At 54.0% G+C, this 25,196-nt stretch carries 21 protein-coding genes and 1 other annotated feature; of the genes, 13 read left to right on the top strand and 8 right to left on the bottom strand.

The window, feature by feature from the left end; translation table 11 throughout:
* Positions 1-181: 181 nt before the first annotated feature.
* The gene (locus tag PGY33_RS09750; RefSeq protein ID WP_118361513.1) at positions 182-1,021 is read left to right on the top strand and encodes an undecaprenyl-diphosphate phosphatase; all 840 of its coding nucleotides are present in this window, start codon (positions 182-184) and stop codon (positions 1,019-1,021) included.
* A gap of 304 nt (positions 1,022-1,325) precedes the next feature.
* Here PGY33_RS09750 and PGY33_RS09745 read toward each other — a convergent pair whose 3' ends face one another.
* Positions 1,326-2,663 (bottom strand): MATE family efflux transporter, encoded by a 1,338-nt coding sequence (locus PGY33_RS09745; RefSeq protein ID WP_243038489.1) that lies wholly within the window; start codon positions 2,661-2,663, stop codon positions 1,326-1,328.
* Positions 2,664-2,741: 78 nt separating this feature from the next.
* On the bottom strand, positions 2,742-3,167 hold the full coding sequence (locus tag PGY33_RS09740; RefSeq protein ID WP_118361509.1) for a MarR family winged helix-turn-helix transcriptional regulator: 426 nt from the start codon (positions 3,165-3,167) through the stop codon (positions 2,742-2,744).
* A 939-nt stretch (positions 3,168-4,106) separates the two neighbouring features.
* Here PGY33_RS09740 and PGY33_RS09735 point away from each other — a divergent pair.
* A complete protein-coding gene (locus tag PGY33_RS09735; RefSeq protein WP_158578128.1) occupies positions 4,107-4,466 on the top strand; it encodes a VOC family protein in 360 nt (119 codons plus the stop codon).
* A 161-nt stretch (positions 4,467-4,627) separates the two neighbouring features.
* On the opposite strand, the gene PGY33_RS09730 is transcribed toward PGY33_RS09735, so the two are convergent.
* Together PGY33_RS09730 and PGY33_RS09725 are read right to left on the bottom strand one after the other, a co-directional pair.
* Positions 4,628-4,966 (bottom strand): DUF4363 family protein, encoded by a 339-nt coding sequence (locus tag PGY33_RS09730; protein WP_118479450.1) that lies wholly within the window; start codon positions 4,964-4,966, stop codon positions 4,628-4,630.
* Positions 4,963-5,640, bottom strand: coding sequence for a DUF421 domain-containing protein (locus tag PGY33_RS09725; protein WP_158575105.1), 678 nt, complete (start codon positions 5,638-5,640; stop codon positions 4,963-4,965). The genes PGY33_RS09730 and PGY33_RS09725 overlap by 4 nt, the downstream gene beginning before the upstream one ends.
* A gap of 185 nt (positions 5,641-5,825) precedes the next feature.
* Positions 5,826-6,075: a binding site (T-box leader), on the top strand.
* A gap of 107 nt (positions 6,076-6,182) precedes the next feature.
* Here PGY33_RS09725 and ilvB point away from each other — a divergent pair.
* The 6 genes from ilvB to PGY33_RS09695 all read left to right on the top strand — a co-directional run bounded on the left by ilvB (position 6,183) and on the right by PGY33_RS09695 (position 13,301).
* On the top strand, positions 6,183-7,847 hold the full coding sequence (gene ilvB / locus PGY33_RS09720; RefSeq protein ID WP_270478399.1) for a biosynthetic-type acetolactate synthase large subunit: 1,665 nt from the start codon (positions 6,183-6,185) through the stop codon (positions 7,845-7,847).
* A gap of 13 nt (positions 7,848-7,860) precedes the next feature.
* Positions 7,861-8,337 carry an acetolactate synthase small subunit gene (gene ilvN, locus PGY33_RS09715; protein ID WP_117487865.1) on the top strand — a complete coding sequence of 159 codons (477 nt, stop codon included), beginning with the start codon at positions 7,861-7,863 and terminating at the stop codon, positions 8,335-8,337.
* A gap of 153 nt (positions 8,338-8,490) precedes the next feature.
* Entirely contained in the window at positions 8,491-9,486 is a 996-nt protein-coding gene (gene ilvC, locus PGY33_RS09710; protein ID WP_227108984.1) for a ketol-acid reductoisomerase, read from the top strand.
* 334 nt (positions 9,487-9,820) lie between these two features.
* The gene (ilvD, locus tag PGY33_RS09705; RefSeq protein WP_270478396.1) at positions 9,821-11,482 is read left to right on the top strand and encodes a dihydroxy-acid dehydratase; all 1,662 of its coding nucleotides are present in this window, start codon (positions 9,821-9,823) and stop codon (positions 11,480-11,482) included.
* 155 nt (positions 11,483-11,637) lie between these two features.
* The gene (locus PGY33_RS09700) at positions 11,638-12,126 is read left to right on the top strand and encodes an Lrp/AsnC family transcriptional regulator (protein ID WP_118361494.1); all 489 of its coding nucleotides are present in this window, start codon (positions 11,638-11,640) and stop codon (positions 12,124-12,126) included.
* Positions 12,120-13,301 carry a pyridoxal phosphate-dependent aminotransferase gene (locus PGY33_RS09695; RefSeq protein ID WP_116705107.1) on the top strand — a complete coding sequence of 394 codons (1,182 nt, stop codon included), beginning with the start codon at positions 12,120-12,122 and terminating at the stop codon, positions 13,299-13,301. The genes PGY33_RS09700 and PGY33_RS09695 overlap by 7 nt, the downstream gene beginning before the upstream one ends.
* Positions 13,302-13,410: 109 nt before the next feature.
* Here PGY33_RS09695 and pyrE read toward each other — a convergent pair whose 3' ends face one another.
* The gene (gene pyrE, locus PGY33_RS09690; protein ID WP_116705106.1) at positions 13,411-14,073 is read right to left on the bottom strand and encodes an orotate phosphoribosyltransferase; all 663 of its coding nucleotides are present in this window, start codon (positions 14,071-14,073) and stop codon (positions 13,411-13,413) included.
* A 481-nt stretch (positions 14,074-14,554) separates the two neighbouring features.
* Between pyrE and PGY33_RS09685 the strand changes: the two genes are divergently transcribed.
* The 4 genes from PGY33_RS09685 to PGY33_RS09670 are packed head-to-tail and all read left to right on the top strand — an operon-like array spanning position 14,555 to position 17,621.
* Positions 14,555-15,256, top strand: a complete 702-nt coding sequence (locus PGY33_RS09685) for a DUF2461 domain-containing protein (protein WP_110437066.1) — start codon at positions 14,555-14,557, stop codon at positions 15,254-15,256.
* Entirely contained in the window at positions 15,253-15,921 is a 669-nt protein-coding gene (locus PGY33_RS09680; RefSeq protein ID WP_117751126.1) for a 3'-5' exonuclease, read from the top strand. The genes PGY33_RS09685 and PGY33_RS09680 overlap by 4 nt, the downstream gene beginning before the upstream one ends.
* Positions 15,918-16,223 carry a hypothetical protein gene (locus tag PGY33_RS09675; protein ID WP_116705103.1) on the top strand — a complete coding sequence of 102 codons (306 nt, stop codon included), beginning with the start codon at positions 15,918-15,920 and terminating at the stop codon, positions 16,221-16,223. The genes PGY33_RS09680 and PGY33_RS09675 overlap by 4 nt, the downstream gene beginning before the upstream one ends.
* A gap of 54 nt (positions 16,224-16,277) precedes the next feature.
* Positions 16,278-17,621 carry an AI-2E family transporter gene (locus PGY33_RS09670; RefSeq protein WP_270478393.1) on the top strand — a complete coding sequence of 448 codons (1,344 nt, stop codon included), beginning with the start codon at positions 16,278-16,280 and terminating at the stop codon, positions 17,619-17,621.
* A gap of 224 nt (positions 17,622-17,845) precedes the next feature.
* Here PGY33_RS09670 and PGY33_RS09665 read toward each other — a convergent pair whose 3' ends face one another.
* Positions 17,846-19,030: a tyrosine-type recombinase/integrase gene (locus PGY33_RS09665; protein WP_117492469.1), complete on the bottom strand. Its 1,185-nt coding sequence runs from the start codon at positions 19,028-19,030 to the stop codon at positions 17,846-17,848.
* Positions 19,031-19,119: 89 nt separating this feature from the next.
* The gene (locus tag PGY33_RS09660) at positions 19,120-19,305 is read right to left on the bottom strand and encodes a helix-turn-helix domain-containing protein (RefSeq protein ID WP_110436195.1); all 186 of its coding nucleotides are present in this window, start codon (positions 19,303-19,305) and stop codon (positions 19,120-19,122) included.
* Between the two features lie 180 nt (positions 19,306-19,485).
* Between PGY33_RS09660 and PGY33_RS09655 the strand changes: the two genes are divergently transcribed.
* A complete protein-coding gene (locus PGY33_RS09655) occupies positions 19,486-20,685 on the top strand; it encodes an S-layer homology domain-containing protein (protein ID WP_117492470.1) in 1,200 nt (399 codons plus the stop codon).
* 53 nt (positions 20,686-20,738) lie between these two features.
* Here PGY33_RS09655 and PGY33_RS09650 read toward each other — a convergent pair whose 3' ends face one another.
* On the bottom strand, positions 20,739-25,169 hold the full coding sequence (locus PGY33_RS09650; RefSeq protein ID WP_158557315.1) for an S-layer homology domain-containing protein: 4,431 nt from the start codon (positions 25,167-25,169) through the stop codon (positions 20,739-20,741).
* Positions 25,170-25,196 lie beyond the last annotated feature (27 nt).

The following is a 25,196-nucleotide window of genomic DNA, read 5'->3' as shown; positions in this document are numbered from 1 at the left end:
TGTCAATCATAACTATACATTTATAATATACCACGGTACACTCGGAATGGCAAGTCAGCCCGCTGCAAAGTATAACTTTTTTATGACATTTCCGCTTGTTTGCTTGCGGGATGGCATAAGTTGTGGTAAGGTATAAAATAACATAAAAAAACTGAACAAAAATTTTAAGGAGGAAAACCCTGTGATAGAATTGCTCAAAGCATTTCTGTTTGGCATTGTAGAGGGCATCACCGAGTGGCTGCCGATCAGCAGTACCGGACACATGATTCTGCTCAATGAGTTTGTAAAGCTGGACGTGTCGGAAGCGTTTTACAGCATGTTCGAGGTGGTTATTCAGCTCGGTGCGATACTCGCGGTCGTTGTCCTGTTCTGGGGACAGATTTTCCCGTTTGAACGGCGAAAGGGCCGTCACGGCGGCGCGTCCATCGTGCTGAATATGGATACCGTCAAGCTGTGGATCAAAATTCTGGTAGCTTGTGTTCCGGCGGCGATCGTCGGTCTCAAGTGGAACGACCTGTTTGAAGAACTGTTCTACAATTACCAAACGGTTTCCATCGCGCTGATTGTATTCGGCGCAGCATTCATTCTGGTGGAGAACGCGCACAAGGGCAAGCCGGCGCGCATCAACGCACTCACGGAGCTTACTTACCCGACCGTGTTTATGATCGGTATGTTTCAGCTGATCGCGGCTGTGTTCCCGGGCACCTCGCGCTCCGGTGCGACCATCGTCGGCGCACTGCTGCTCGGCGTGTCGCGTACCGTGGCTGCGGAGTTTACGTTCTTCCTGGCCATTCCGGTCATGTTCGGCGCAAGCCTGCTCAAGATTCTCAAGTTCGGCTTTGCGTTTACATCCACCGAGCTGATGATCCTCGGCATCGGTACAATCACCGCGTTCGTGTCCTCACTGCTCATCATCCGTTTCCTGATGGGCTTCGTCAAGAAGCACGATTTCAAGGTGTTCGGCTGGTATCGGATTATCCTCGGTATCGCCGTGCTGGCACACTTTATGCTGGCGAAGTAAATAGGAAAAGAGGTCTGCGGGGCAGACCTCTTTTTGAGGCTGTCGAAAAACTTCGCTTTTCGAGCAGCCTCTCGCTCGAAACTACGCTTTCGAGCGAATACTGAAGAAAAACCGCGCCCTGACGGGCACATTTTTTCTTCCCTTGTATAAAAAGTCAGGTACACGCCCTGACTTTTTATGAATTTACTTCGCAAATTCTATTTTATGCGTGCTGCCGCACGAAGCGTAAAAATTAAAATAATACTTTTTTGATAGACTGAAAAGAGGTCTGCATTGCAGACCTCTTTTGTTGTATGGTTTCCTATTAGGTACACTGTTCCAATCCACGCCGAATCCTTCTCCAAACCACGCACGACAGCGCAATCGTGACATAATCCGTGATGGACTGCCCGAGAACTGCGCCATTCAGACCGAAAACCGCATTCAGCAGATACAGCAGGGGGATGAGCAGCAGACCCTGCCGCAGCACGGACAGCACGGTAGCAGGAAGGGCGCGTCCGACCGACTGCATGCAGTTCATATTGACGAACAGAAAACCGATGAACGGGCCGGACAGCATGTAGGCGATCAGCATCTGCACGCCATATGTAATAACGCCGCTGTCATCCACGAACAGGCCGATGATCGGCTTGCGCAGGAAGAAATAGAGTGCGGTTGCCGCCAGTCCGACGACAAAGCAGCACAGCTTGGTAAAACGCTCGGTATCGGCAAAACGCTTGATATCACCCGCACCGTAGCTGTAACCGAAAATCGGCTGTACACCGTTTGCAAGGCCCATTTGCAGGAAGGTGATGAACATATTCGCTTTGAATACGATGCCGATCGCCGCAACGGGCGCGTTGCCGTAGACGACCAGAATCAGGTTGAGCACAATGGTTGAAACACACATCAGCGCGGAGAAAATGGCGGTCGGGAAACCGGCAGAGCACACGCGCACGGCAATGTGCGTGCCGCAGAGCGCGTCCTTCGGCGCAAGCGAAAACCGCCGCGACTTTTTGAGAAAATACCACAGGTAGTACAGCGCCGCAAGCATATTGCCGATGGTGGTTGCAATGGCCGCGCCCGCCGCGCCCTGTCCCAGACCGGAGACGAAAACCGGGTCGAGTACGATGTTTGCAATCGTGCCGATCATGCTGCCGATCATGGCCTCCTTGCTCGCGCCTTCCGCGCGCACAACGAAGCTGGCTGCAGCCGACCAGATGACGAACGGTGCGCCGAACGCGATGTAAACCGTGTAGCCGCGGGCAAACTCAAATGTGCTTGCGTCCGCGCCGAACAGATGCAGGATGGGCGCGGTGAAGCACAGCAGTACGGCGGCAAACGCTGCGCCGACGACCAAGCTCGCCCATGAGATGAACGAGGAGATTTTCTTCACGCTTTGGTGATTGTTCTCGCCGAGCGCGACCGAGATCATCGCACTGCCACCCATGCCGAACATGTTGGCGAACGCCATCAGCAGGATGAAGATCGGGTTGGTCAGGCTGACGGCGGCTACCTGCAGGGCGTCGCCGGTCTGTCCGACGAAAAAGGTGTCCGCCATGTTGTACACCACGGTGACAAGGCTGCTGATGACGCTCGGAATCGCCATTGCGGCTACTGCACGAGGTATCGGCGCTTTGCCGAGGAGAGTATCGTTGTCCAAGTTGTACACGTTCCTTCCTTTGGAAATTTAACGGTTGTTTTCATCGAAGCGGCAGGGCAGCCCGCCCTGCGGTAATGGTTAATCGTTTTTTTCAAAATTTGAAAGCATTTTCAGTCCGATCCGCATAAATGTGTCCCGCTCCTCGGGCGAGATGCCGCGGAGCAGCATGGCTTCGGTCTCCGTAATCTCCTGCAGGCAGGCGGGACGGAAGGCTTCGGCTTTTTCGGTGCAGACAATGCACTTGCGCCGTGCGTCCGCAGGATCGGGTTCGCGGCGGATGAGATCGGCAGCCTGCAGGGCCTGCAGCATTTCGGTTGCGGTGGAAGGCCGCAGGCCAAATTCCTGCTCGACGTCGCGCTGTACGAGCGGGTGTTTTTGACTTTCTATCAAAATATAGTTGAGAATCTGACCTTTGGTGCCGCTGATATGAATGCGTTTTTGCGTTTCCGCTGATCGGCGACGCAGGCAGTTGGATAGCTTGTTGATAAGCCGCCCGGTATCCATGAAATCACCTCGTTTAATTACTTCGTTTCCTAAGTAATATTATAGCCGGTGATTGCGGGAGGTCAAGAGGAAATTTTACTGCTTGTCCGGGGAGATGGGAGCCGTCCGGACGGCTTCTTTTTCCTGCACCGGATGACTGGGGAACACGAACTGCCGCAGGCGGGTTCGCCCTGACGGGGCGGAGAGTTTTCCGCTGAATCTCAGCGGGAGCGTCGCCGCGCCCCGCGGCAGGGCAAGAGGGTAGACACCAAGGTTTCTACCCTCTTAACTCCCACTTCCTTTTATTTCTTAGTCTGGCGCAGATCGGAGACCGGCGACCGCTACGAAAATAGGGAAACGGCAGTCGGGTTACCGCAGCGTGTCTTTCTCCGCCTTTTCGCATTTCACAGACAGCGTACTGCTACACATGTGAGTTCATCCACGCAGGGCGCGGCATAACCGTGCCGCGCAATTCGTGAGCACGTTATTATAGACAGCACCTACGAGGATAAATTGTATCAAACGCCTAAATTCGCAGGTGCCTTCCGGTATAACGGGCAAAAATGGCGCGACACTGTTATCCCCCCAGGGGACCTTCTCTTGCCCTACGGGCAATTCATCTTGTGTCGCGCCTGCGCAGAGTAGCCCGTATGTGTAGCAGTAATCTATCTGTGAACTGCAAATATTTTACGAAAGACACGCTGTGGTAACCGGACTGTCGTTCCCCTATTTCGCAGCGGTCACATGCCAGCAATCTGCGCCAGACCCTCTAAGGGAAAAGGGGAGAAAATCAGAGGGTGGAAAACCACGGGTTGGCTACCCTCTTGTGCCCCTGCCGGGCAGGCAGGATTCCGCTTGCTTCGTAAGCAACAAATCACCATTTCAGCAGAGACTTTCCTATTGACAGCCTGTCGCAGAGTTTTATACAATAAAACAAAACAACGAAACGAGGTGCCTGCTATGCACATCCACCATTTAGCACTCCGCGTGCGCGATTTCGAGAAATCGCTGCATTTTTACCAGACGCTCACCGAGCTCAAGATCCACACGCAGTTCTCCGCGAACGGCGGCAGCATTGCTTATCTGCAGAACGCCTCCGGCGAAACCCAGTTGGAGCTGATCGGCATGCCGGAGGGCGAGACCGTCAAGGCGTCCGGCATGTTCCTCTGCTTCGGTACGGAGGATATTGCCGAGGCACATGAGCGTGCCGTCCTGCACGGCATGAATCCGTCCGATATCCGTCAGCCGGAGCCGGACGCGCGCTATTTCTACGTTTACGATCCGGACGGTCTGTCCGTGCAGGTGCGTGAATACCGTTAAGGGAATACCGCATAATTGAACAAGAGCGATTTGCGAGCAAATTTTGCGTACTGACGAGGCGCAGTTTTGCGGTAATACTTGATGTATTACCGTGAAACTGCAACAAAGTCAGGACACAAAATTTCCGCAAAGCGCCGCAGCTTTAATTGTGCGGTGTTGCCTTAAAACAGATTTTTAAGCGTCGGACGCTGCACATCCGGCAAATGTCTCAGTTGAGCGAGCAGCTCCGCACGGTCGAGCGCCAATTCGTCCGTCAAGCCGTTTTGCTGCGCGGCAAGCATGCGGTCAAACAGCCGGTCAGCCTGATCGATCTCGCTGTGCAGCAGCAGAGCGCCGAGTAGGGTCTGTGCTGCGTCCCATGTCTCCCGCGCTTCATTCAGGCGGTCGTTCTCTACGTCGAGGGCGACCGCCTGTGCCGTGTTATCCACGGCTCTTACGCTCCACACACTGCCGAGGATGAGCACGGTACACAGCACGGCAGCCGTCAGCAATCGCTTCATACACGGCCCTCCTTTTTCTGCAGGAACGTGTTGCCGCAGTCGTCGAGCGTCATCAGGAACACATCCTCGACCGCGATACTCTGGTTTTTCAGCCGCCGCTCGATATCCGCAGGGGAGAGGTGCAGCAGCTCGAGCGAGCGCGGAACCATCTTGCCGTCCGACACGACAACGAGCGGCAGACCGGTATCCTTGGGCGTAATGCCGAGCATTTCCGCCGTGACCGGCTGCTGCGGCTGCTTGAGGATAACCGTCAGCGTGCCGTCCGGCTCGATGACGCCGTATTTCACATCGGACACGGCTGCGACATTCTGCTTGCGGAGTGTTTCTATCACCTCGTCGGTCGTCAGCCGCATTTGCCGCAGCTTGTCAATATCGAGCTGACCCTTGCGAATGATGATGGCCGGCTGACCGTTCAGCAGCCGTCGGAATCTGCGGCTTTTGAGTGCGGCGAAGCTGAGAAAAATCTCGAGCACCACGAGCGTGGCGATCGGCACCAGACCGGAGAGCAGCGGAATCCCTAAATCCTGCATGGGCACAGCCGCCAGATCGGATACCAGAATGGTAACGACCAGCTCGGACGGGTCCAGCTCGCCGATCTGCCGTTTCCCCATCAGCCGCACGGCGCAGATGACCGCGCAGTATAAAATCAGCGTGCGCAGCAGCGGCACTGCCATACGCCCGCACCTCCTTCGCTTGTGAAAATCGCACAGTTTACCGAAGTAAAAACTGTATATGTTTGGCATTGTGTAGTATGGCGAAAAAACAAAGAAATATGCACGACAGTTTTCGCATATTTGCAGTCGGAAAGACGTTGACATTCTGAGGAAACGCCTTTATAATATAAACAACATTCAAAAAGATACAGGCTGCGAACGGAAAAGTAGCGTCCCGGACCCATGATAGAGAGCTGTCGGCTGGTGTAAGACAGTGGGAAACGGAAAGTGCGAAAGTCCTCCGGGAGCCGGATTGCTGAAATGAAATGAAACAGGGTTCAGTGTAAGCTATCCCGCATGATCTGCGTTAAACGATCGGGTGAGTGGTCATACCGCCGAATAGGGCAGTGTGGCAAAAAGAGTGGTACCGCAGAGTTTTTGGTCTTTGTCTCTTTGTGAGACAAGGGCTTTTTTGTTTATACGGTATCTTGCGGCAATCGTTATCCGGCTGCTGCATAAGTATGTATGCTATGTTGAAATGAGAGAAAGGAGGCGGATTCGCAATGGTAAAGAACGGCGCAGAGATTCTGATCGACGCACTTGTAGAGCAGGGAGTTGATACCATTTTCGGTTATCCCGGCGGTGCGGTTTTGAACATCTATGACGCACTTTACAAAAACAGCGACCGCATTCGACATATTCTGACCGCGCACGAACAGGGCGCAGCACACGCAGCGGACGGTTACGCCCGTGCGACCGGCAAGGTAGGCGTCTGCCTGGCAACAAGCGGACCGGGTGCGACCAACCTCGTAACCGGTATTGCTACCGCGTATATGGATTCCATCCCGATGGTTGCCATCACCGGCAACGTCGGCACCAGCCTCATCGGCCGTGATTCCTTTCAGGAAGTTTACATTGCCGGCATCACCATGCCGATCACCAAGCACAATTTCGTTGTGCGCGATGTGGAGGATCTGGCGGACACCGTGCGCGATGCGTTCCGCATTGCCGCTTCCGGACGTCCGGGTCCGGTGCTGATCGACATCCCGAAGGATATTACCGCCGCTAAGTGTGAGTTTATCCCGAAGGGCAAGGTTGAGATCAACGAGACCTACGAGATTTCGGACGAAGAGATGCAGACCGTAGCGGATATGATTGCCGCCTCCGAGCGTCCGATGATCTATTACGGCGGCGGTGTTGAAACCTCTGACGCAGGCGACATGCTGCTGCAGCTGCAGCGGAAGGCGGATATTCCGTCGGCGCACACCATGATGGCCATCGGCTGTATCCCGGATACCGAGCCGCTCAGCCTTGGCATGATCGGCATGCACGGTACGGTTTCTGCCGCATGGGCGGTTGAGCGCTGCGACCTGCTGGTCTGCATCGGTGCCCGCTTCTCCGACCGCGTTGCGACCAACACCAAGCGTTTTGCACCGTCGGCAAAGGTTATCCATATTGACATTGACAATGCGGAGATCAATAAGAACATCGGCGTTGATTATGCCATTGTTTCCGATGCGGAGACCTTCCTCGAAAAGGTTATGCCGTATATTAAGGAGGCAAAGCACGACGCATGGCGCGCGCAGATTGCCGAGTGGCAGACAAAGCTCGACTATGTGCCGAAGGACGACGAGAGCGTTATCCATCCGCACCAGCTGCTCCACACGGTTGCGGAGGAGACCCCGGAGGACACCATTATCGCAACCGACGTTGGTCAGCACCAGCTTTGGAGTGCGCAGTACAACGGCCGTAAGCACGTTCGTCAGTTCCTGACGTCCGGCGGTCTGGGTACGATGGGCTTCGGCTACGGCGCGGCAATCGGCGCGCAGGTGGCCTTCCCGGACAGAACGGTTGTCCACATCACGGGCGACGGCTCGTTCCACATGAATCTTAACGAAATCTGCACCGCGGTTTCCTATAACCTGCCGGTGATCACGATCATTATGAATAACCGCGTGCTCGGCAACGTGCGTCAGTGGCAGACCATGTTCTATGGCAGCCGCTACTCGCAGACCGACCCGCACCGCAAGACAGATTACGTCAAGCTGGCCGACGCCTTCGGCGCACGCGGCGTCCGTGTTACCAATATCGCCGAGCTGCGCGACGCGCTGCGGGAAGCGATGAAGCGTACCGGTCCTGTGCTGATCGACGCACAGATCGACAAGGACGAGCGCGTCCTGCCGATGATCCCGGCAGGCGGCACGGTTGACGATCTTGTAACGGAATAAGGAAGGAGAAATTATGGAAAAGTATATCCTTTCTGTCACCGTACAGAACAACGCCGGTGTTCTGGCCCGCGTATCCAGCCTGTTTGGCCGCCGCGGCTACAACATCGACTCGCTGACCGTTTCGGCCACGACTGATCCGAAGGTTTCCTGCATGTCTATCATCGTGCAGGGCGACCATATGGTGCTTGAGCAGATCATGAAGCAGCTGGCAAAGCTGGAAGAGGTCATGCACGTTGTACACCTCGAAGAAGACAGCTCCTGCTGCAGTGAGCTGGTGTTCGTCAAGCTGCATACGCCGGATGTAAGCGTTCGAAATGATATCCGGCAGCTGTGCGACCTGTATGGCGCGCGCGTGGTCGATACGCAGGAGAGTGAGATCATTATCGAGCTGTCCGAAGTGCCGAGCCGCATCGATGCCTTCCTCGACGTCATCTCGAACTTTAAGATCCTCGAGATGAGCCGTTCGGGTGTTACGGCAATTGAAAAATAATTTTGGTTAATTAGGAGTTGGAAATTGGGAATGAAAAGCGCTGCCGCGCCGGAGAAATGTTTCATAACCGGGGAGGAAGCACCTTGCAATCACTGATTACTGACTGCTGATTCATATAATTGACTCTTTATAAATTTTTAGGAGGAAATAAAAATGGTAAAGATGTTTTATGACGCAGACTGCAACCTGTCTCTGCTCGACGGCAAGACCGTTGCAATCATCGGCTTTGGTTCCCAGGGTCATGCTCACGCAATGAACCTGAAGGACTCCGGTGTACACGTTGTAGTAGGTCTGCGCCCGGGCTCCAAGCACGAGAAGAAGGCTAAGGACTACGGCCTGGAGGTTATGACTCCGGCTGAGGCTGCAGCAGCAGGCGACATCATCATGATGCTGACCCCGGACGAGAAGCAGGCTGACATCTACAAGGACGTTATCGAGCCGAACCTGAAGCCGGGCAACGTACTGGCTTTCGCTCACGGCTTCAACATCCACTTCAAGCAGATCGTTCCGCCGGCTGACGTTGACGTTATCATGGTTGCTCCGAAGGGCCCGGGTCACATCGTTCGCCGTACATACGAAGAGGGTCAGGGTGTACCGGATCTGGCTTGTGTATATCAGGACGCTTCCGGCAAGGCTATGGACATCGCTCTGGCATACGCTTGCGGTATCGGCGGCGGCCGTGCCGGCATCATCGAGTCCACCTTCAAGACCGAGACCGAGACCGACCTGTTTGGTGAGCAGGCTGTCCTCTGCGGCGGCGTTTGCGAGCTGATGAAGGCTGGCTTTGAGACCCTGGTTGAGGCTGGTTACGCTCCGGAGAACGCTTACTTCGAGTGCGTTCACGAGATGAAGCTGATCGTTGACCTGATCAACGAGGGCGGCTTCGCTAAGATGCGTTACTCCATCTCCGACACCGCTGAGTACGGCGATTACCGCACCGGCAAGCGCATCATCACCGAGGAGACCCGCAAGGAGATGAAGAAGATCCTGCGCGAGATCCAGGACGGTACCTTCGCTACCGAGTGGATTCAGGAGAACCGTGCAGGCGGCCGTGCCAAGTTCCTCGCTACCCGTGCTCTGGAAGCAGACACCGAGCTCGAGAAGACTGGCAAGAAGCTGCGCGGCATGATGAGCTGGCTGAAGAAATAATCTCGCGCTCCGCTTGAGACTATTTCTTATAGGGGGCTTCAAAAGCCCCCTATATATGACCAGCGGTTCCGTAGAAACCACTGGTCAATACCCCAATGACGCGCCCCACGGGCGCTGAGTCGGGGTGTAAAAAGTCAGGCGCATGTCCTGACTTTTTACGGCACACTTTGTGTGCCGAATGATTGCCGCAACCTTTGGTTGCGGTTAGACGTGAAGCATTTCGCGTGCTGATCGTCAGCTTTTAGTTACCCCGAACGGGCGGACGGATTTTCCCGTCCGCCTGTTTTTTCTATCAGGCAGTCCGCTGGACTGCTTTCAAAGGAGGAAAATCCCCGTGAGAAGAAGTGATAACATCACTGCAGGTCCCGAGCGCATGCCGAACCGTTCGCTGCTGCGTGCCTGCGGTATGACCGACGAGGAAATGAAGCAGCCGATCATCGGTGTGGTTTCGGCATATTCCGAGATCATCCCGGGCCACATCAACCTCGATAAGATCGCGGATGCGGTTAAGGCGGGCGTTCGCATGGCTGGCGGTACGCCGGTGCTCGTTCCGGCCATCGGCGTATGCGACGGCATTGCCATGGGTCACATCGGCATGAAGTACTCGCTGGCAAGCCGTGAGCTGATCGCGGACAGCGTAGAGACGCTGGCGCAGGCGCATCAGCTGGACGGTCTGGTGCTCATCCCGAACTGCGACAAGATCGTGCCCGGCATGCTGATGGCTGCCGCTCGTCTGAACATTCCGTCCATCCTGGTTTCCGGCGGCCCGATGCTTGCAGGCCATTTCGGCGGTGAGGAGGTATCCCTGTCCAAGACCTTCGAGGCGGTTGGTGCCTACAAGGCCGGCATGATGGACGAGGAGACCTTCTACGAAGCCGAGTGCAATTCCTGCCCGGGCTGCGGCTCATGCGCAGGCATGTACACCGCAAACTCGATGAACTGCCTGTCTGAAGCCATCGGCATGGCGCTGCCGGGCAACGGCACGACCCCGGCGGTTTCGGCTGCCCGTATTCATCTGGCAAAGCACGCCGGCATGAAGATCATGGAGCTGATCGAGAAGGACATCAAGCCGCGCGACATCCTCACGCCGGCAGCATTCCGCAACGCGCTGACCTGTGAGATGGCGATCGGCTGCTCGACCAACTCGGTTCTGCACCTGCTGGCAATCGCAAACGAAGCAGGTGTTCCGCTGCAGCTTGAGACCCTGAACGAACTGTCCGGCAAGGTGCCGAACATCTGCCATCTGGCTCCGGCAGGCCCGCACCATATTGAGCAGCTTTACATGGCGGGCGGTGTTCCGGCCATCATGAAGGAGCTGACCAAGCGCGATTTCCTCGACCTGTCGCTCATCACCTGCACCGGCAAGACGGTCGGCGAGAACCTCGAGGGCGTTGTCAACAAGAATCCAGAGGTCGTTCGTCCGCTCGAGAATCCGTATTCGCAGACCGGCGGCATCGCTGTTCTGTGGGGCAACATCGCAAAGAACGGCTGCGTTGTCAAGCGTTCGGCAGTTGCGCCGGAAATGATGGTGCACGAAGGTCCGGCACGCGTGTTCGACTGCGAGGAGGACGCAATTTCCGCCATCTACAACGGCAAGATCGTGCCGGGTGACGTTGTTGTCATCCGCTACGAAGGCCCGAAGGGCGGTCCGGGCATGCGCGAGATGCTCAACCCGACCTCTGCGCTGGCCGGCATGAAGCTGGATACCACGGTTGCGCTCATCACCGACGGCCGTTTCTCCGGTGCGTCCCGCGGCGCATCCATCGGCCATGTTTCGCCGGAGGCTGCTTCCGGCGGCGAGATCGGTCTGGTGCAGGAAGGCGATATCATCTCCATCGATATCCCGAACAGCAAGGTAAATGTCAATGTTTCCGACGAGGAGCTGGAGGCGCGCCGTGCCAAGTACGTTCCGCGTGAGCCGAATGTCAAGTCCGGCTGGCTGTACCGCTACTCGCGTCTGGTCACCTCTGCAGATCAGGGCGCTGTGGTTCGTTGATTTTTGCGTAATGAAAAGAAGTCCGAAAATTTTTCGGACTTCTTTTAATTCTCCATTCCGCAATCGCAAAATTTCTGCTCCAAGCGTAGACAGAACTGCACCGCAGTGCTATAATAAAGTAATTCTTGAAAAACGAAAAAGGGAGGTCATTTATTATGAAAAACCCTGAAAAGCTGCTTGATCTGCTGGCGCAGGACGCGCGCCTGACTCCGGCACAGCTGGCCGCGATGCTCGGTGAGACCGAGGAGGATGTGGCTGCTGCGATCAACGCGTATGAGAAGAATTCGACCATCCTCGGCTACAAGACCGTGGTCGATTGGGATAAAACATCCAAGGAGAGCGTAACCGCGCTGATCGAGGTCAAGATCACCCCGCAGAAGGGTATGGGCTTTGATGAGATCGCCCGTCAGATCTATTCGCACCATCAGGTGGAGAGCGTGTATCTGATGAGCGGCGGCTTCGATCTGACCGTTATCATCAAGGGACGCACCATGCGCGAGGTTGCCCGCTTTGTCTCCGAGCAGCTGGCGCCGATGGAGAACGTGCTGTCCACCGGTACGCATTTCATCCTCAAAAAATACAAGGACAACAGTGTGGAATTTGACCCGGCAGACAGCGATAAGAGAGAGGTCATGGCATGGTGAACTACGAGCAGATTCTCTCTGCGCGTGTAAAAGAAGTACAGCCTTCCGGCATTCGCCGCTTTTTTGAACTGGCGGCTAAAATGCCGCACGCGATTTCGCTCGGTGTGGGCGAGCCGGATTTTGAAACGCCGTGGCAGATTCGCCGCGCCGGCATTCAGTCTCTGGAAAAAGGACAGACCTTCTATACCTCCAACTGGGGTCTTGCCGAGCTGCGCAATCAGATTGCCGCGCTCGTGCGCCGCAAGTACCGCCTGTGCTACGATGCGGACAAGGAGATCCTTGTGACGGTCGGCGGCTCTGAGGCGATCGACAACACCATCCGTGCGATTGTCAACGTGGGTGACGAGGTGCTCATTCCGGAGCCGAGTTTTGTATGCTACAAGCCGCTGACGCAGATGGCAGGCGGTGTTCCGGTGCCGCTGCCGACCCGCGCGGAGGACCAGTTCAAGCTGACGGCGGACAGTCTGCGCGCTGCTATTACGCCGCGCACCAAGCTGCTCATCCTGCCGTACCCGAACAACCCGACCGGCGCGATTATGACGCGCGATGAGCTGCAGGCGATTGCGACGGTCATCAAGGACACGAACATCATCGTGCTGTCGGATGAGATTTACAACAGCCTGACCTACGGCCCGGATCGCCACGTCTGCTTTGCGGAGCTGGACGGCATGAAGGAGCGCACCATTGTTGTGGACGGTTTCTCCAAGTCCTATGCGATGACCGGTTGGCGTCTCGGCTGGGCAATGGGGCCGAAGGAGCTGATGCGCCACATCTGCAAGATTCATCAGTTCGGTATTATGTCCGCGCCGACGACCGCGCAGTTCGCGGGCATTGAGGCTATCCGCACCGGCGAGGACGATATCGAGCGCATGCGCGAGCAGTATGACCTGCGCCGCCGCTACCTGCTCGGCGAGCTGCGAAGCATGGGCCTCGAGTGCTTTGAGCCGCAGGGCGCGTTCTATATGTTCCCGTCGATCGAGTCTACCGGCCTGTCGAGTGACGAATTCTGCGAGAGACTGCTGCACGAGCAGGAGGTCGCGGTCATTCCGGGCAGCGCCTTCGGCGAGAGCGGCGAGGGTCATGTGCGTATTTCGTATTCGTACTCGATGAACCATCTGCGCGAGGCTTGCCGCAGGATGCGTAAGTTTTTGCAGACTTTGCAGGCGGAAAAGTGAGATAAAATGAAAGCACCGCCCGAAATGGGCGGTGCTTAGTGGAAAAAAGGCAAACAAAAAGAACGCTCCATCGAGCGTTCTTTTTTCTTATGCGATTGTGCCGCGATAGTTAAAATACGCAATACTGCTTCATATAAGCATCCATCAGCGGCAGCAGATGAGCATACTCCTCCTTATCCGCAAGATACTCGCGGATATCCTGCACGGTGACAAGTGCGTGCACCTTGATGCCGAACTCCTCGCCGACCTCCATAACAGCGGTCTTGCCTGGGTTCTGGCCGACCTCACAGCGGTTTACCGAAATGAACATATCGGTAACCTTCACATCTGCGCAGGCCTGCAGCACCGGCATGGTCTCACGGATAGCGGTGCCTGCGGTGATTACATCCTCGATGATGATAACGCGGTCACCGTCCTGCGGCTTGTAGCCGACGATATTGCCGCCTTCGCCATGGTCCTTTGCCTCCTTGCGGTTGAAGAAGAACGGCTTGTCGATGCCGTAATTGCGGGCCAGCGCACCGGAAACAGAGGTAGCAAGCGGGATGCCCTTGTACGCCGGACCGAACATTGCGTCGAACTGATCGCCGACGGTCTCCTTGACCAGAGCTGCGTAAAACTCACCCAGACGGGAGTTCTGCAGACCGGTCTTGTAGTTGCCGGTATTGACGAAATACGGGGTCTTTCGGCCGGATTTGGTTGTAAAATCGCCGAAACGCAGTACGTCGGCACTCATCATAAATTCGATAAATTCTTTTTTGGCAGCAGTAAGCATGATCGTTCCACCTTTTTCTATCAATATACTTATCCTCAGTATACCAGAATTTTCGGCAGGGAACAACCCTTTCTGTCAAGCGACGGTCAACAAATTGCACAAATACACAGGGAGATTAACGTGTTATGAACGGAAAACTGTCAAACTCCTGTTGCAGAAAGCGAAAAAAAGCGGTAAAATATAATAAGGCAACACCACACAATTAAAGCTGCGGCTCCTTGCGCAGGCTCTGGTCGCGCTGCCGCGGCTCCTTGCGCAGGCTCCGGTCGCGCTGCCGCGGCGCTTTACGGAAATTTTGTGCCCTGACTTCGTTGTGATTTCACGGTAATACACAAAGTATTACCGCAAAACCACGCCTCGCCAGTCCGCAAAAATTACTCGTAAATCGCTCTTGTTCAATTATGTGGTATTGCCTTAGGTATTCTATACCTTCAAGGACGATTCACAATCGTCAAAAACAAAAAGGTGGCTAACAACACAAATGGCATTTCACGGTTTTTCCGCAGAAGGCGTGGATCTTCTGCAACTGAATCGCCTGCAAAACAGCAAAGAATTTTACGATGCACACAAGGACGAGATCAAGCGGTTATCCATCCGGCCCTTTCACGAACTGATCGCAGAAATGACGCCGGAGATGGTCAAGATCGATCCGCAGTTCGTCACCGTGCCGTCCCGCATGGTATCCCGCGTGCGGCGCGATACCCGATATACCAAGGATAAAACGCTCTACCGGGCGAACATGTGGCTGTTCTTCCGCAGAGCACGACGGGAACGCGAATCCGTTCCCGCATACTACTTTGAACTGCATCCCGAATACTGGGCCTTCGGCTGTTGGGGCGCGTGGGGCAGAGGTGAAATGGAAGCGCTGCGCGAAATGATCCTCGCAGAAGACAGGCTGTTTCTTGACGCCTTTCGTGCGGTGAACAGCTGTCCGCAGGTGCACCTCGCGGGCGAGATGTACAAGCGCCCGAAATTCCCGGACGCAAAGCCGGAATATCAGGACTGGCTGAACCGCAAGGAGATCGGCGTGGACTACACGAACGGTGAGGATTTTACTCCGGTGCTGGACGGCACGTTTGTTCCGTTCATGCTGAAGACCATGCGGCAGCTTGCGCCGCTGTACAGACTGCTGCTCGCGGCGAAGGAACGCGCGGACGCGGCCGGACGGGAGGCGCTGCAATGAGATATCTTGCACTGGATTTCGAGACCGGAAACGCCTCGCCGCTGAGCGCGTGCGCACTCGGCGCAAGCGTGTTTGAGGATAATCAGCTGGTAGATGAGAAAATCTCGCTCATCCGTCCGCCGGAATGCGTGGGCAAGTTCCACTGGGGCAATGTTCGCGTCAACCACATCAAGGAGAAGATGGTCGCGGACGCACCGTCGTTCGCCGAGGTATGGGAGCCGCTCGCCGACATCGCGGAGGGCTGCGTCATCGTGTGTCACAACGCTATGTTCGATACGAATGTGCTTTGCAGCTGTCTGGCGCATTACGGACTGAAAATGCCCGAATGCCGGTACTTATGCACGGTAAAGGTGTCCAAGCGGGTATGGCCTGAGCTGGAAAATCATAAACTGGATACGGTATCCGCCGCGCTGCACATCGACCTGAACCACCACGAGGCCGGATCAGATGCGCGGGCTGCGGGACTGATCCTGCAGGCGGCTCTGCGCAGGACGGGCAGCGTGGACGCCGACGCACTGGCAGAAAAAATCGGCATGCGGCTCGGCCGTATTTCCTCGATGGGGAAAACGCCGTGCAGCATCGCCGGGGACCCCAAACCCAGGGAGCACAGGCGGACAGCGCGTCCGCGTAATACGGTAAAACGAAAGGGAGAGAACAAGCTATGAAAAACTATCTGGATAGTATTGACCGCGATGCACTGCGCAGCCGTGCCGAGCAGATGCTGCACACCGCAGGAAACGCTTGCGATCAGGCAGGACGCTTCATGAACACCACGACCGAAAAGATCCGCGGCTTCTCGCTCATCGAGTTCTTCATCTACGAGACCTGCCTGCTGTCGTTCGGTCTGTGGCTGGGCACCTGCTTCTCTAAATTTTTCAAGAAGTTCCGCGCGATCATCTTCGCAGCGTTTGCCGCAACGTGGCTGTACCTGCTGTGGCGCGTGTTCTTTGATGAGGATGAGGACTAAGCGTATTCAATCTTCGTTTTCATCCGCTGACAGCTGACAGGAAGGAGTTTATTGTTGGAAGATCCCAATCAGGAAAAAAAGTCCCGGCTTGACCTGCAGCCGCACTATATTGAGTGGGGGCTGACTGCGTTAGGCGTCATTGTAGCCTGCGTGCTGGTCGTGTTCGTGCTGTTCCGCATGACAATAATCTGGGGCGTAATCAAGAAATTTTTCAGCATCCTCAGCCCGTTCATCTACGGCTTTGTGATGGCGTACCTGCTCATGCCGGTGTTCAACATGCTGTACCGCAATCTGCAGCCGCCGATGTCGCGTAAATTTAAAAACGGCACACGGCTTGCCAAAGGCTTGTGCAGCGCGCTGACGCTGGCCTTCGGTCTGGCGGTTGTAGGCGTGCTGCTGTGGATGGTGCTGCCGCAGCTGGTCACGAGTATCACCTCGCTGGTGGACTCGATGGACCTGTATATGAACGAGATATCCGGCTGGGTAGCGTCGCTGCTGCACAACAACCCGGAACTTGAGCACAGCTTCATGCGCCTGTACGATCAGTTCTCCGCACAGATGATGAACTGGGCGCAAAATGACCTGCTGCCGCAGCTCGGCAGCATGATGAGCGGCGTTGTTACGACCGTAAATGTGCTGATGAACCTGCTGATCGGTGTCATTATCGCGCTGTACATTCTCAACAGCAAGGACACCTTCTGTGCACAGGCGAAAAAGATGACGTACAGCCTTTTCAAGGTTGAAAAGGCAAATGCCATCATGGCGCGTGTGGCGCATATCCACCGCGTGTTCGGCGGCTTCATCACCGGCAAGCTGATGGACTCGTCGATCATCGGCGTGCTGTGCTTTATCGGTATGCGTCTTATGATTTCGTTCGGCTGGATGACCATGCCGACGTCGTACGCGCTCCTGATTGCGGTTATCATCGGCGTGACCAATATCATCCCGTTTTTCGGGCCGTTCATCGGTGCGATTCCGAGCACCATTCTGATCATGGTCATCAGTCCGGTGCAGGCGCTGTATTTCGTCATTTTTGTGCTGCTGCTGCAGCAGTTTGACGGCAATATCCTCGGACCGAAAATCCTCGGCAACGCCACCGGACTGTCGAGCTTCTGGGTCATGTTCGCCATTCTGCTGTTCGGCGGCGTGATGGGCTTCGCGGGCATGGTGATCGGCGTGCCGCTGTTTGCCGTGCTGTACAGCGTGTTGACCGAGAAGATCAATCATCTGCTGAAAAAGCGCGGCCTGTCCGTGGATACGAACGACTATCGCGGGCATAAGCGCATCGACCCGGAGACACACGCGTTCGTTGAAGCGCAGGAGACAACGCCTCCTGTGAGCGCAAAAGAGCGCCGCCGTGCGGCACAGCAGAAAGATCAGGAAAACAAAAACCAGTAATATGCGCAAAGAGGGACACTGCGAGGCAGCAGTGTTCCTCTTTTGCGTTCTGGTGCAGAACGGCAGAGTGTCGCTTGAGAAGCGAGGGAAATTGCGCTGACGCCGCGCGGGCGCACAAGAGGGTAGACACCTGCGGTTTTCCCCCTCTTGCACCCTTAAACGCCTATATTACTGGGCTTTAAGTCGTTTTTTCGAGAGGCGTACACCAATGTTACACCTTTTCGCTACATAGCTTCAAGAACGTCTAACGCTGTCAGCCGTTCCTGTTCCATAGCGTGAATGTAGATATTATATGTGGTGGAAATACTGGCATGCCCCATCCATTTGCTTACTACGCTGATGCTTACGCCAGCATTTAACGCACGGCTTGCAAAAGTGTGACGTAGCTGATGGATCGTGAGCGGCTTGTCTATCCCCGTGTGCTTCAACATACGCTCAAGTAAATTGTGCATACGGTTATTAGTGAGGAAGCCGCCTTTTTGCGAACAGGCAACATATTTGCTTTTGATGCCGCATTGCCTGTAAATCATCTGCAATTCCCTAAGTGCGTTGATTGCTTTACTATTTAGTGGGATAATCCGGTTGCTGCTGGATGTCTTAGTGCCTTTTACCTGTAAGGTGCTTTTGGACGTATCTTTTCCGGTATCCCTGTTCTTGATCTTTGCCAGATTTTTATTTATGGATACCGTCTTGCTTTCAAAGTCAATATCAGACCATTCCAGCGCAAGCAGTTCACCACACCGCAGGCCGGTATGCAGCATAAATACGATCAGGTTTCCGTGAACAAAAAGCGGACGGCCTGTACCATACTTCTCTCTGGCTGCTTCCTCCAACCGTTTAACCTCTGCATCCTCTAATATCAGCATTTTCCGCTCTGGCTTAAACTTGCTCCGTTTTGCCATGATAACATTTGCCATTGGGTTTTTAAGAATGTCACCCTCAGTATAGGCATGTTGGAAAACCTCAGAAAGTATCTGCCGGATCATCTTGACGATAGTATAAGAATATTCAGTGCTTTTCTGGTTTAACAGTGTTTGAATATCAACCGCTTTGATATTCCCAAGTTGGAAGCCGCCAAGCGTCGGCTTGATATGCGTGTAATAGACAGACTCCAACCGATCAAAGCTGGTATTCTCCACGGCTGCGGCCTTGAAAGTATATAACCATCGCTCAATATAAGTGCTAAGCAATACTTTTCTACAATCCGTAATGCCATGCACTATTGTTTTCTTAAATTCACGCAATTTCCGTCTTGCTTCCGCTTCTGTCTTACCATAGACATAACGCGGTTTCAACATCTTTTCGTCCTTATATTTGCCGACCCAGCGGCCATCTTTCCGCTGATATACACTACCCTCCCCATATCCGCGGATTCTCTTAACTTTATTGATATTTTCTACTGTATTCATGCGTATCGCTCCTATCAAATAAACAGGGGCGGCAGCATAAACAGCTAACGCATATATTATAACGCCGTCCCTCTGTAAAGGCAATTCAATCAGTAAAATATCTCTTTCCCTTTATTTGCTTCAAACCACCGGTCAAGTTCACGTTCATTCGTCAAATAATCCCGTCCCACTTTCACCACAGGCAATACGCCTGCTTCCAGCAGGCATTTTAGCTTGGTTTTGCCAAAAGGGAACAACTCAAGCAAATCGTCCTGCGTCAAAATTTTATAATCCATAAACCACAGCCCTCCTGCGTATTGGTTATCATCTATGCAGCAACAATTTACTGCATCTCGTTTGCAATTCAAAATCCCCACATGGTTTTTGTGCGCCATGCCCGCTACCGGAACGGACAGCAACATGATATAATGAAACCATGATAAACTTTTCTGTTCTTTATTGTGGGGTATGACTTTATGAAAAAAGAAATCACATCTATCTTGTGTGCGGCAGCTATTACCTGTTCGGCAGGCGCCGCCAATGTTTCAAACTTTTCGGACGTCCGTCCGTCGGACTGGTATCACGATGCGGTCAACTATGTTTGCGAAAACGGGCTGATGAATGGTACATCGGATACGGCGTTCAGCCCGAACGCAACTACCAGCCGCGGCATGATCGTGACCATCCTGTACCGACTGGCAGGTTCACCTGATATGCCCGAAAGCAACTGGGGATACCCCTATGCAGACGTAGATACAAACGCCTATTACAGCGCGCCTGTCTACTGGGCGCGCATGAATGACCTCGTTACCGGGTACAGCGATACGCAGTTCGGCCCGAATGATGCGATCACCCGCGAGCAGCTTACGGCCATCCTGTACCGCTACGCGGACCACCTTGGCCTTGATACAGATACCGGCTTTATACCAGATAAATACTATGATTTCTCGGACTATCAATCAGTTTCCCGTTACGCAACAAACGCCATGAGCTGGTGCGTCAACAAGGGCATTGTCAGCGGCTCGGACGGAAAGTTAAATCCGCACGGGACAGCTACTCGTGCCGAAGTCGCAACAATGCTGATGAACGCGGAAAACATCTTGGACGCAAATGAACCGACGGAGCCGGAAACACCGGTTTCACCAGACGGACAGCCTGTGCCGGATGATACCGACAACGAAACCGCAGACGATAACCAGACCGTAACAGATGAAATCAGTCTACGCCCTATCGGCAAATCTGCGGTAGACGAGTACGGCGGCTATTGGGATTATGACCTGTCCAATGCCACCTTTGACGCCATCAACGACCTGCGCGAAGAAAACGGTTTGCCACGTCTGACTTACTCGTTGAAAGTACAGGAATGGGCGGACACTCGTTCCCGCGAAATCTGGATTGTTGACGAACGAGACGGGGATATTTCTCATACAAGACCGGATGGCTCGGTGTTCGCATCTGTTGGTTATGGATGCAATGCTGAAAATGCACTCATAGGTTTAATTACAACCAATGCGCAGGAAAACTTAAACAAATGGTATGGCTCACAAGGTCATCGAGAAAATATGCTCAACACCCGTTCAAAAACTACTGCTGTCTCTGCCTATGTCCAAGGTGAGAAAGTGTACGCTTTGCAGCTTTTTGATAAACTAACAATAACAGAATTAAATAATCGGTAAGCAAATCCCTCGTTTCACAACGAAACGAGGGATTGCCTTTTCCTATAAAATTGTTAAATCCAATACTCATTCCCGTCTGTGTCAAGCACATAATCGTGTTCGTGCGAGACTTCAGTAATCAGGTCCTCAGAAGAACCACTATCCGTGAAATATTGGATATGGCCGCTGTAAGCCGAGGTATCCGGGTCGGTATCCCGTCCGGTAAGCTGGCAAATCAGCTTGGCAAAATTCAGGCGGGACACATCACCGCTGAGCCCTGCATTCGTGCCAGTGATATACTTCACAAGCGTATTAAGCTGTTCCGAGGTAGCCCAGATTCGCAGATAGCCTTTTTCCGAAACCTCATAATTGATTTCGTAATCAACATCTTCGGTCATTTTCGTTGTGTCGAATACGCTTGCGGGCAGCACACCGATAGAGACAAAATATTTTGCTTCTTCGGGGATGCTGAACTCGTAGTCCGGCACCGTCACCGTGCCACGGTCCAGCCACGTGTTCCCGCCGTTGGAAATCAGACGATATGCTACGATGCACGCTTCTTGCAGTGAAATACGGTCTGCGGGTCGCCACATATTTTCGTCATAACCATTATAAAGCTGATAATGAATATCAGTTATCAAATCAGCAACTGAGCTGATAATTTCAACTTCCGGCGACTTTCCGATAGCATTGCCGTTATCGCCCTCTCCGGTCGCATAGTTGACGTAGGTCTTGCCGCCTGCATCGTTCTTAAAGCGGACGGTAAGCAAAATTTTATGCGATTGGCCGGGTGCAATGTCACCCAATTCCAGAGTGAATGCCTTGCCTGAAAAACTCCATTTATTACTTAGGACTCCGTTCACATAAACATTGTTTTGCAAAACAGGCGTTACCACAGAGGTATCCAGCGTATCTTTCAGCACGACGTTTTCCCACATTATATCACTGTGATTTCCAACAATAACCGTAAATGTTGCCGTTCTGGATACTTCGTCGGCATCCTTACTTACATCAACCACCGTCTTATCCACATCTTTTGTGACATAGAAGCCGGTGGCATCATTAGGGTTTTGCGGCTCAACCTCCGGTACGGTTACGCCGTCATCTGTTGCCGTGCCGATGCCGTTATCGCCGGTCACATCCACGCTGTTTTGAAGGGTCGTACCGGCCGCTGTGTCAAGTACCTGCACATCAAAGGAGATTACTACGCTTTCGCCTGCAGCCAAATCACCCACCAGCACGGACAGCGCGTTACCGTTCAGCTTATGCAGCGCCACCTTACCATCCAGATACACGTTGCCGATCAACTTCACGCCAGCCGGAAGCGTGTCGTATGCCACGACGTTTTTCCACGGCGCAGTAGCCTTATCGCCATTTTTGACCGTGATCTCATAGGTGAACATATCGCCAATATCAGCTTTGGTCACGCTCGCGGACTTAGTTACAATCGGGTCGGCTTCGCCCTTGTTGATCTGCACGCCTGCATCCGGAAGCGGCGTTTGCTCGTTGCCATCCGTCAGAATAGCCGTATTGACGATAAATTCGCCCTGCATACCCTCGTCTACCGTCACATCAAAGGTGTACACCACCTGCGTATCCGGTGCGATTGCGTAAGGCGTGAGCGTCAGCGTGCGTGAAGATGAATCGTAGGAATATTCCGTCGTTGCCTGACCGTCTTTCTGGACGTTGCCTGTGAAAGTCACACCATCCGGCAGAGCATCGGTCACGGTAACGCCGGTCCAGTCCGCCGTTGCCATTGCGCTATTTTCCAGCGTGATCGTGTAGGTGATTGTATCACCCACGCGCGCGGTCATTTTATTGGCTGACTTTGCACCCGCACGGCCGTCCGGCGTGCCGTTCTCGATGGTGACGCCGTCATCCGTGTCCTCCGTATCCGGCGCATTGCTGCCGGAAGCGACCGCCGTGTTCTCAATCATCATGCCGTAGGCATCACTGTTCACCAGCACATCAAACGAAATAGTTTTCGTCTGGCCGGGGGCGATCGCATCCAGCGGAACAGAAAGGGTTCGGTTTTCATTGTCATACTGATATACCGTTGAGTAGCCGTCCACTGTGACGTTGCCGCGGAAGGTCAGGCCATCCGGGATAGCATCCCGCATCACCGTGTCGCGGATATTTACCTCTGCACCCGCACCATTGGAGACTTGTACCGTGTAGGTCAGAGTATCACCGACACGAGCAGAAGATTTATCAACACTCTTGTTGATGGACAGGTCGGTCATACCGTCTGCAACGACAACGCCGTCGTCCTTGTCCTGTACCGGCTCGGTGTTGTCCGAAGTCAGGGTGGCAAGGTTCTGAATCGTCGTATTGTAGGCATCTTCGTTGACGGTCGCCACAAAGGAAACCGTGCGGCTGGTATCCGGCTCAATGCTGCCGACGTTTACCGTCAGCAGGCGGGTATTTTCATCATAGGTGAAATCACTCGTGCCGCTGCCGTCCAGCATGACCGAGCCGTACTCGAACGTCAGGCCAGCAGGGATAACATCAGTAACGGCCGCATTTTCTACGGGTACAGTCGCGGTCTCGCTGTTAGAGAGCGTCAGAATATAGGTGATCTTGTCGCCGACCTTGGCAGAGGACTTGTCCGCCGACTTCTCAATGCTGGGGCGGGCTTTACCGTCACCGATGGCAACACCGTCGTCTGTGCCCTCGGTGTCCGAAATATTGTCACCGGACATGACCGCAGTGTTGTAAACTGTTTTGCCGTAGGCCGATTCATTGACGGTCGCTGCAAAAGTAACCGTCGTTTTTGTATTCGGTGCAATTCTGTCCAGCGGCACGGTCAGGGTACGGGTCTCGTTATCGAATGAATAACCTGTACTTACACCGTCTACCTGCACGCTGCCGTCCACAAAATCCAGTTCCGCCGGGATAATGTCGGTCATGGAAGCGTTTTCGATTTCATAAACGGCACCCTCTGCGTTGCCGAGCGTGACGGTATAGGTGATCTTATCGCCGACCTCGGCGGAAGGCTTGTCCGCACGTTTTTCCACATAGGGCGCGGTGTCGCCCTTGTTGATATAAACACCGTCGTCTGTGTCCTCATACTTGCCGGTTTCGCTACCGCTTTCATCCTTAACGATACCGTTTGCGCCCTCGGCGACTGCGGTGTTGTAGATCGTCTGGTTGTACATATCGCTGTTCACGGTTGCTTTGAAAGTGACTGAAACCGTCTGACCTGCGGCAATGTCGCCCAGAGGGACAGAAAGCAATCCGTTTTCAAACGAGTGCTTTGCCGCCTTGCTTTCTACGTACACGCTGCCATCCGCGAAAGTCAAGCCGTCCGGAATTTCGTCGGTGAGGACGACTTCTTTCCACGCGGAAGAAGCTGCTTCATCATTCGTCAGCTTCACCGTATAGGTCAGGGTATCGCCTACATTGGCGGTTTTGGCGTTCGCCGTCTTTTCAATGGACGGGATCGCATCACCGTTCGTGTACTGATAAACGATCGTGCGGATATAGCCGCGGTACTCGTATGCCGGGATGACCTTGGGTGAACTTTCTTCCTTGCCCGCTGTGGTGACAGTTTCAGCAAGTTCCTTGCCGTTCTGGTCTATGAATTTTTCAACGATGATGTTGTAAATACCGTCATTGTAGCTGAGGCCGTGCCATTCTTCCGCGCTGTGCGGAATGCTGGCTTCTATCAGATCGCAGTAACCCCAGTGATTCTCAACCAGATCATTGTACGGACATTCGATGCCCAGCTCTTTCAGCTTGTCCAGCGTGACGTTACGGTTAATCATACCGTTTACCAGCCGCACGACCTCGGCACGGCTGATCGGCTCATCCGGCCGGAAACTGCCGTCCGGGTAGCCCTCTACCCAGCCAGCGTTTGCGGCTGCATTGATATAGCTGTACGCCCAATGGCCGTTGGGAACGTCGTCAAAGAGATTGCCGCCCTCGTAGTCCAAATTGGCGAACCGCGCCGCCATGACGGCAAACTCCGCGCGGGTGACGGGCGCATCCGGCGAGAATTTGTGTTCATCCGTGCCGTCTACAATTCCAATGTTATACAGCGTTTCGACTTCTTTGTAGAACCAGTAATCCGTCTTGACGTCCTCGAACGTGCCGTTTGACATGCGGCGCTCAAACTCTGGATACTCGCCGTCATAGAGACGGTAAAAGACCGTAGTTGCTTCTGCACGGGTCATGGAAGCATCCGGCCGCACGCTTTCGTCCGGGTAGCCGACAATATAAGTCAGATCCTTATGGGAGTAGACGTACTCGACGTTTTCCGTGTAATCGACGTAGGTGTAGTTCTCGATTTCCTGCGGCTGCCGTTCCTCATGTGTTACGCTATATATCTCTTGCTCGGCAATCTCCTTGCCGTTTTCCGCGTCGATATACTTTGCCGTTACTTCGGCAAGCGTGCTGGTGCTGTCCGACGCGGCAAAGGCCGTGGCCGGAAACGCCGACGCAGACAAGAGCAATGCCAGCCCCATCGACGTAAGCCGCTTGAGCCGTTTCTTCAAAAAATCCATTTCCTCATCCCTCCATCTCAAACTTAT

Source organism: Butyricicoccus sp. AF18-9LB (genome assembly GCF_027684505.1).
GTDB classification, from domain to species: domain Bacteria; phylum Bacillota; class Clostridia; order Oscillospirales; family Butyricicoccaceae; genus Agathobaculum; species Agathobaculum butyriciproducens.
This window is presented reverse-complemented; position numbering and strand designations above follow the sequence as displayed.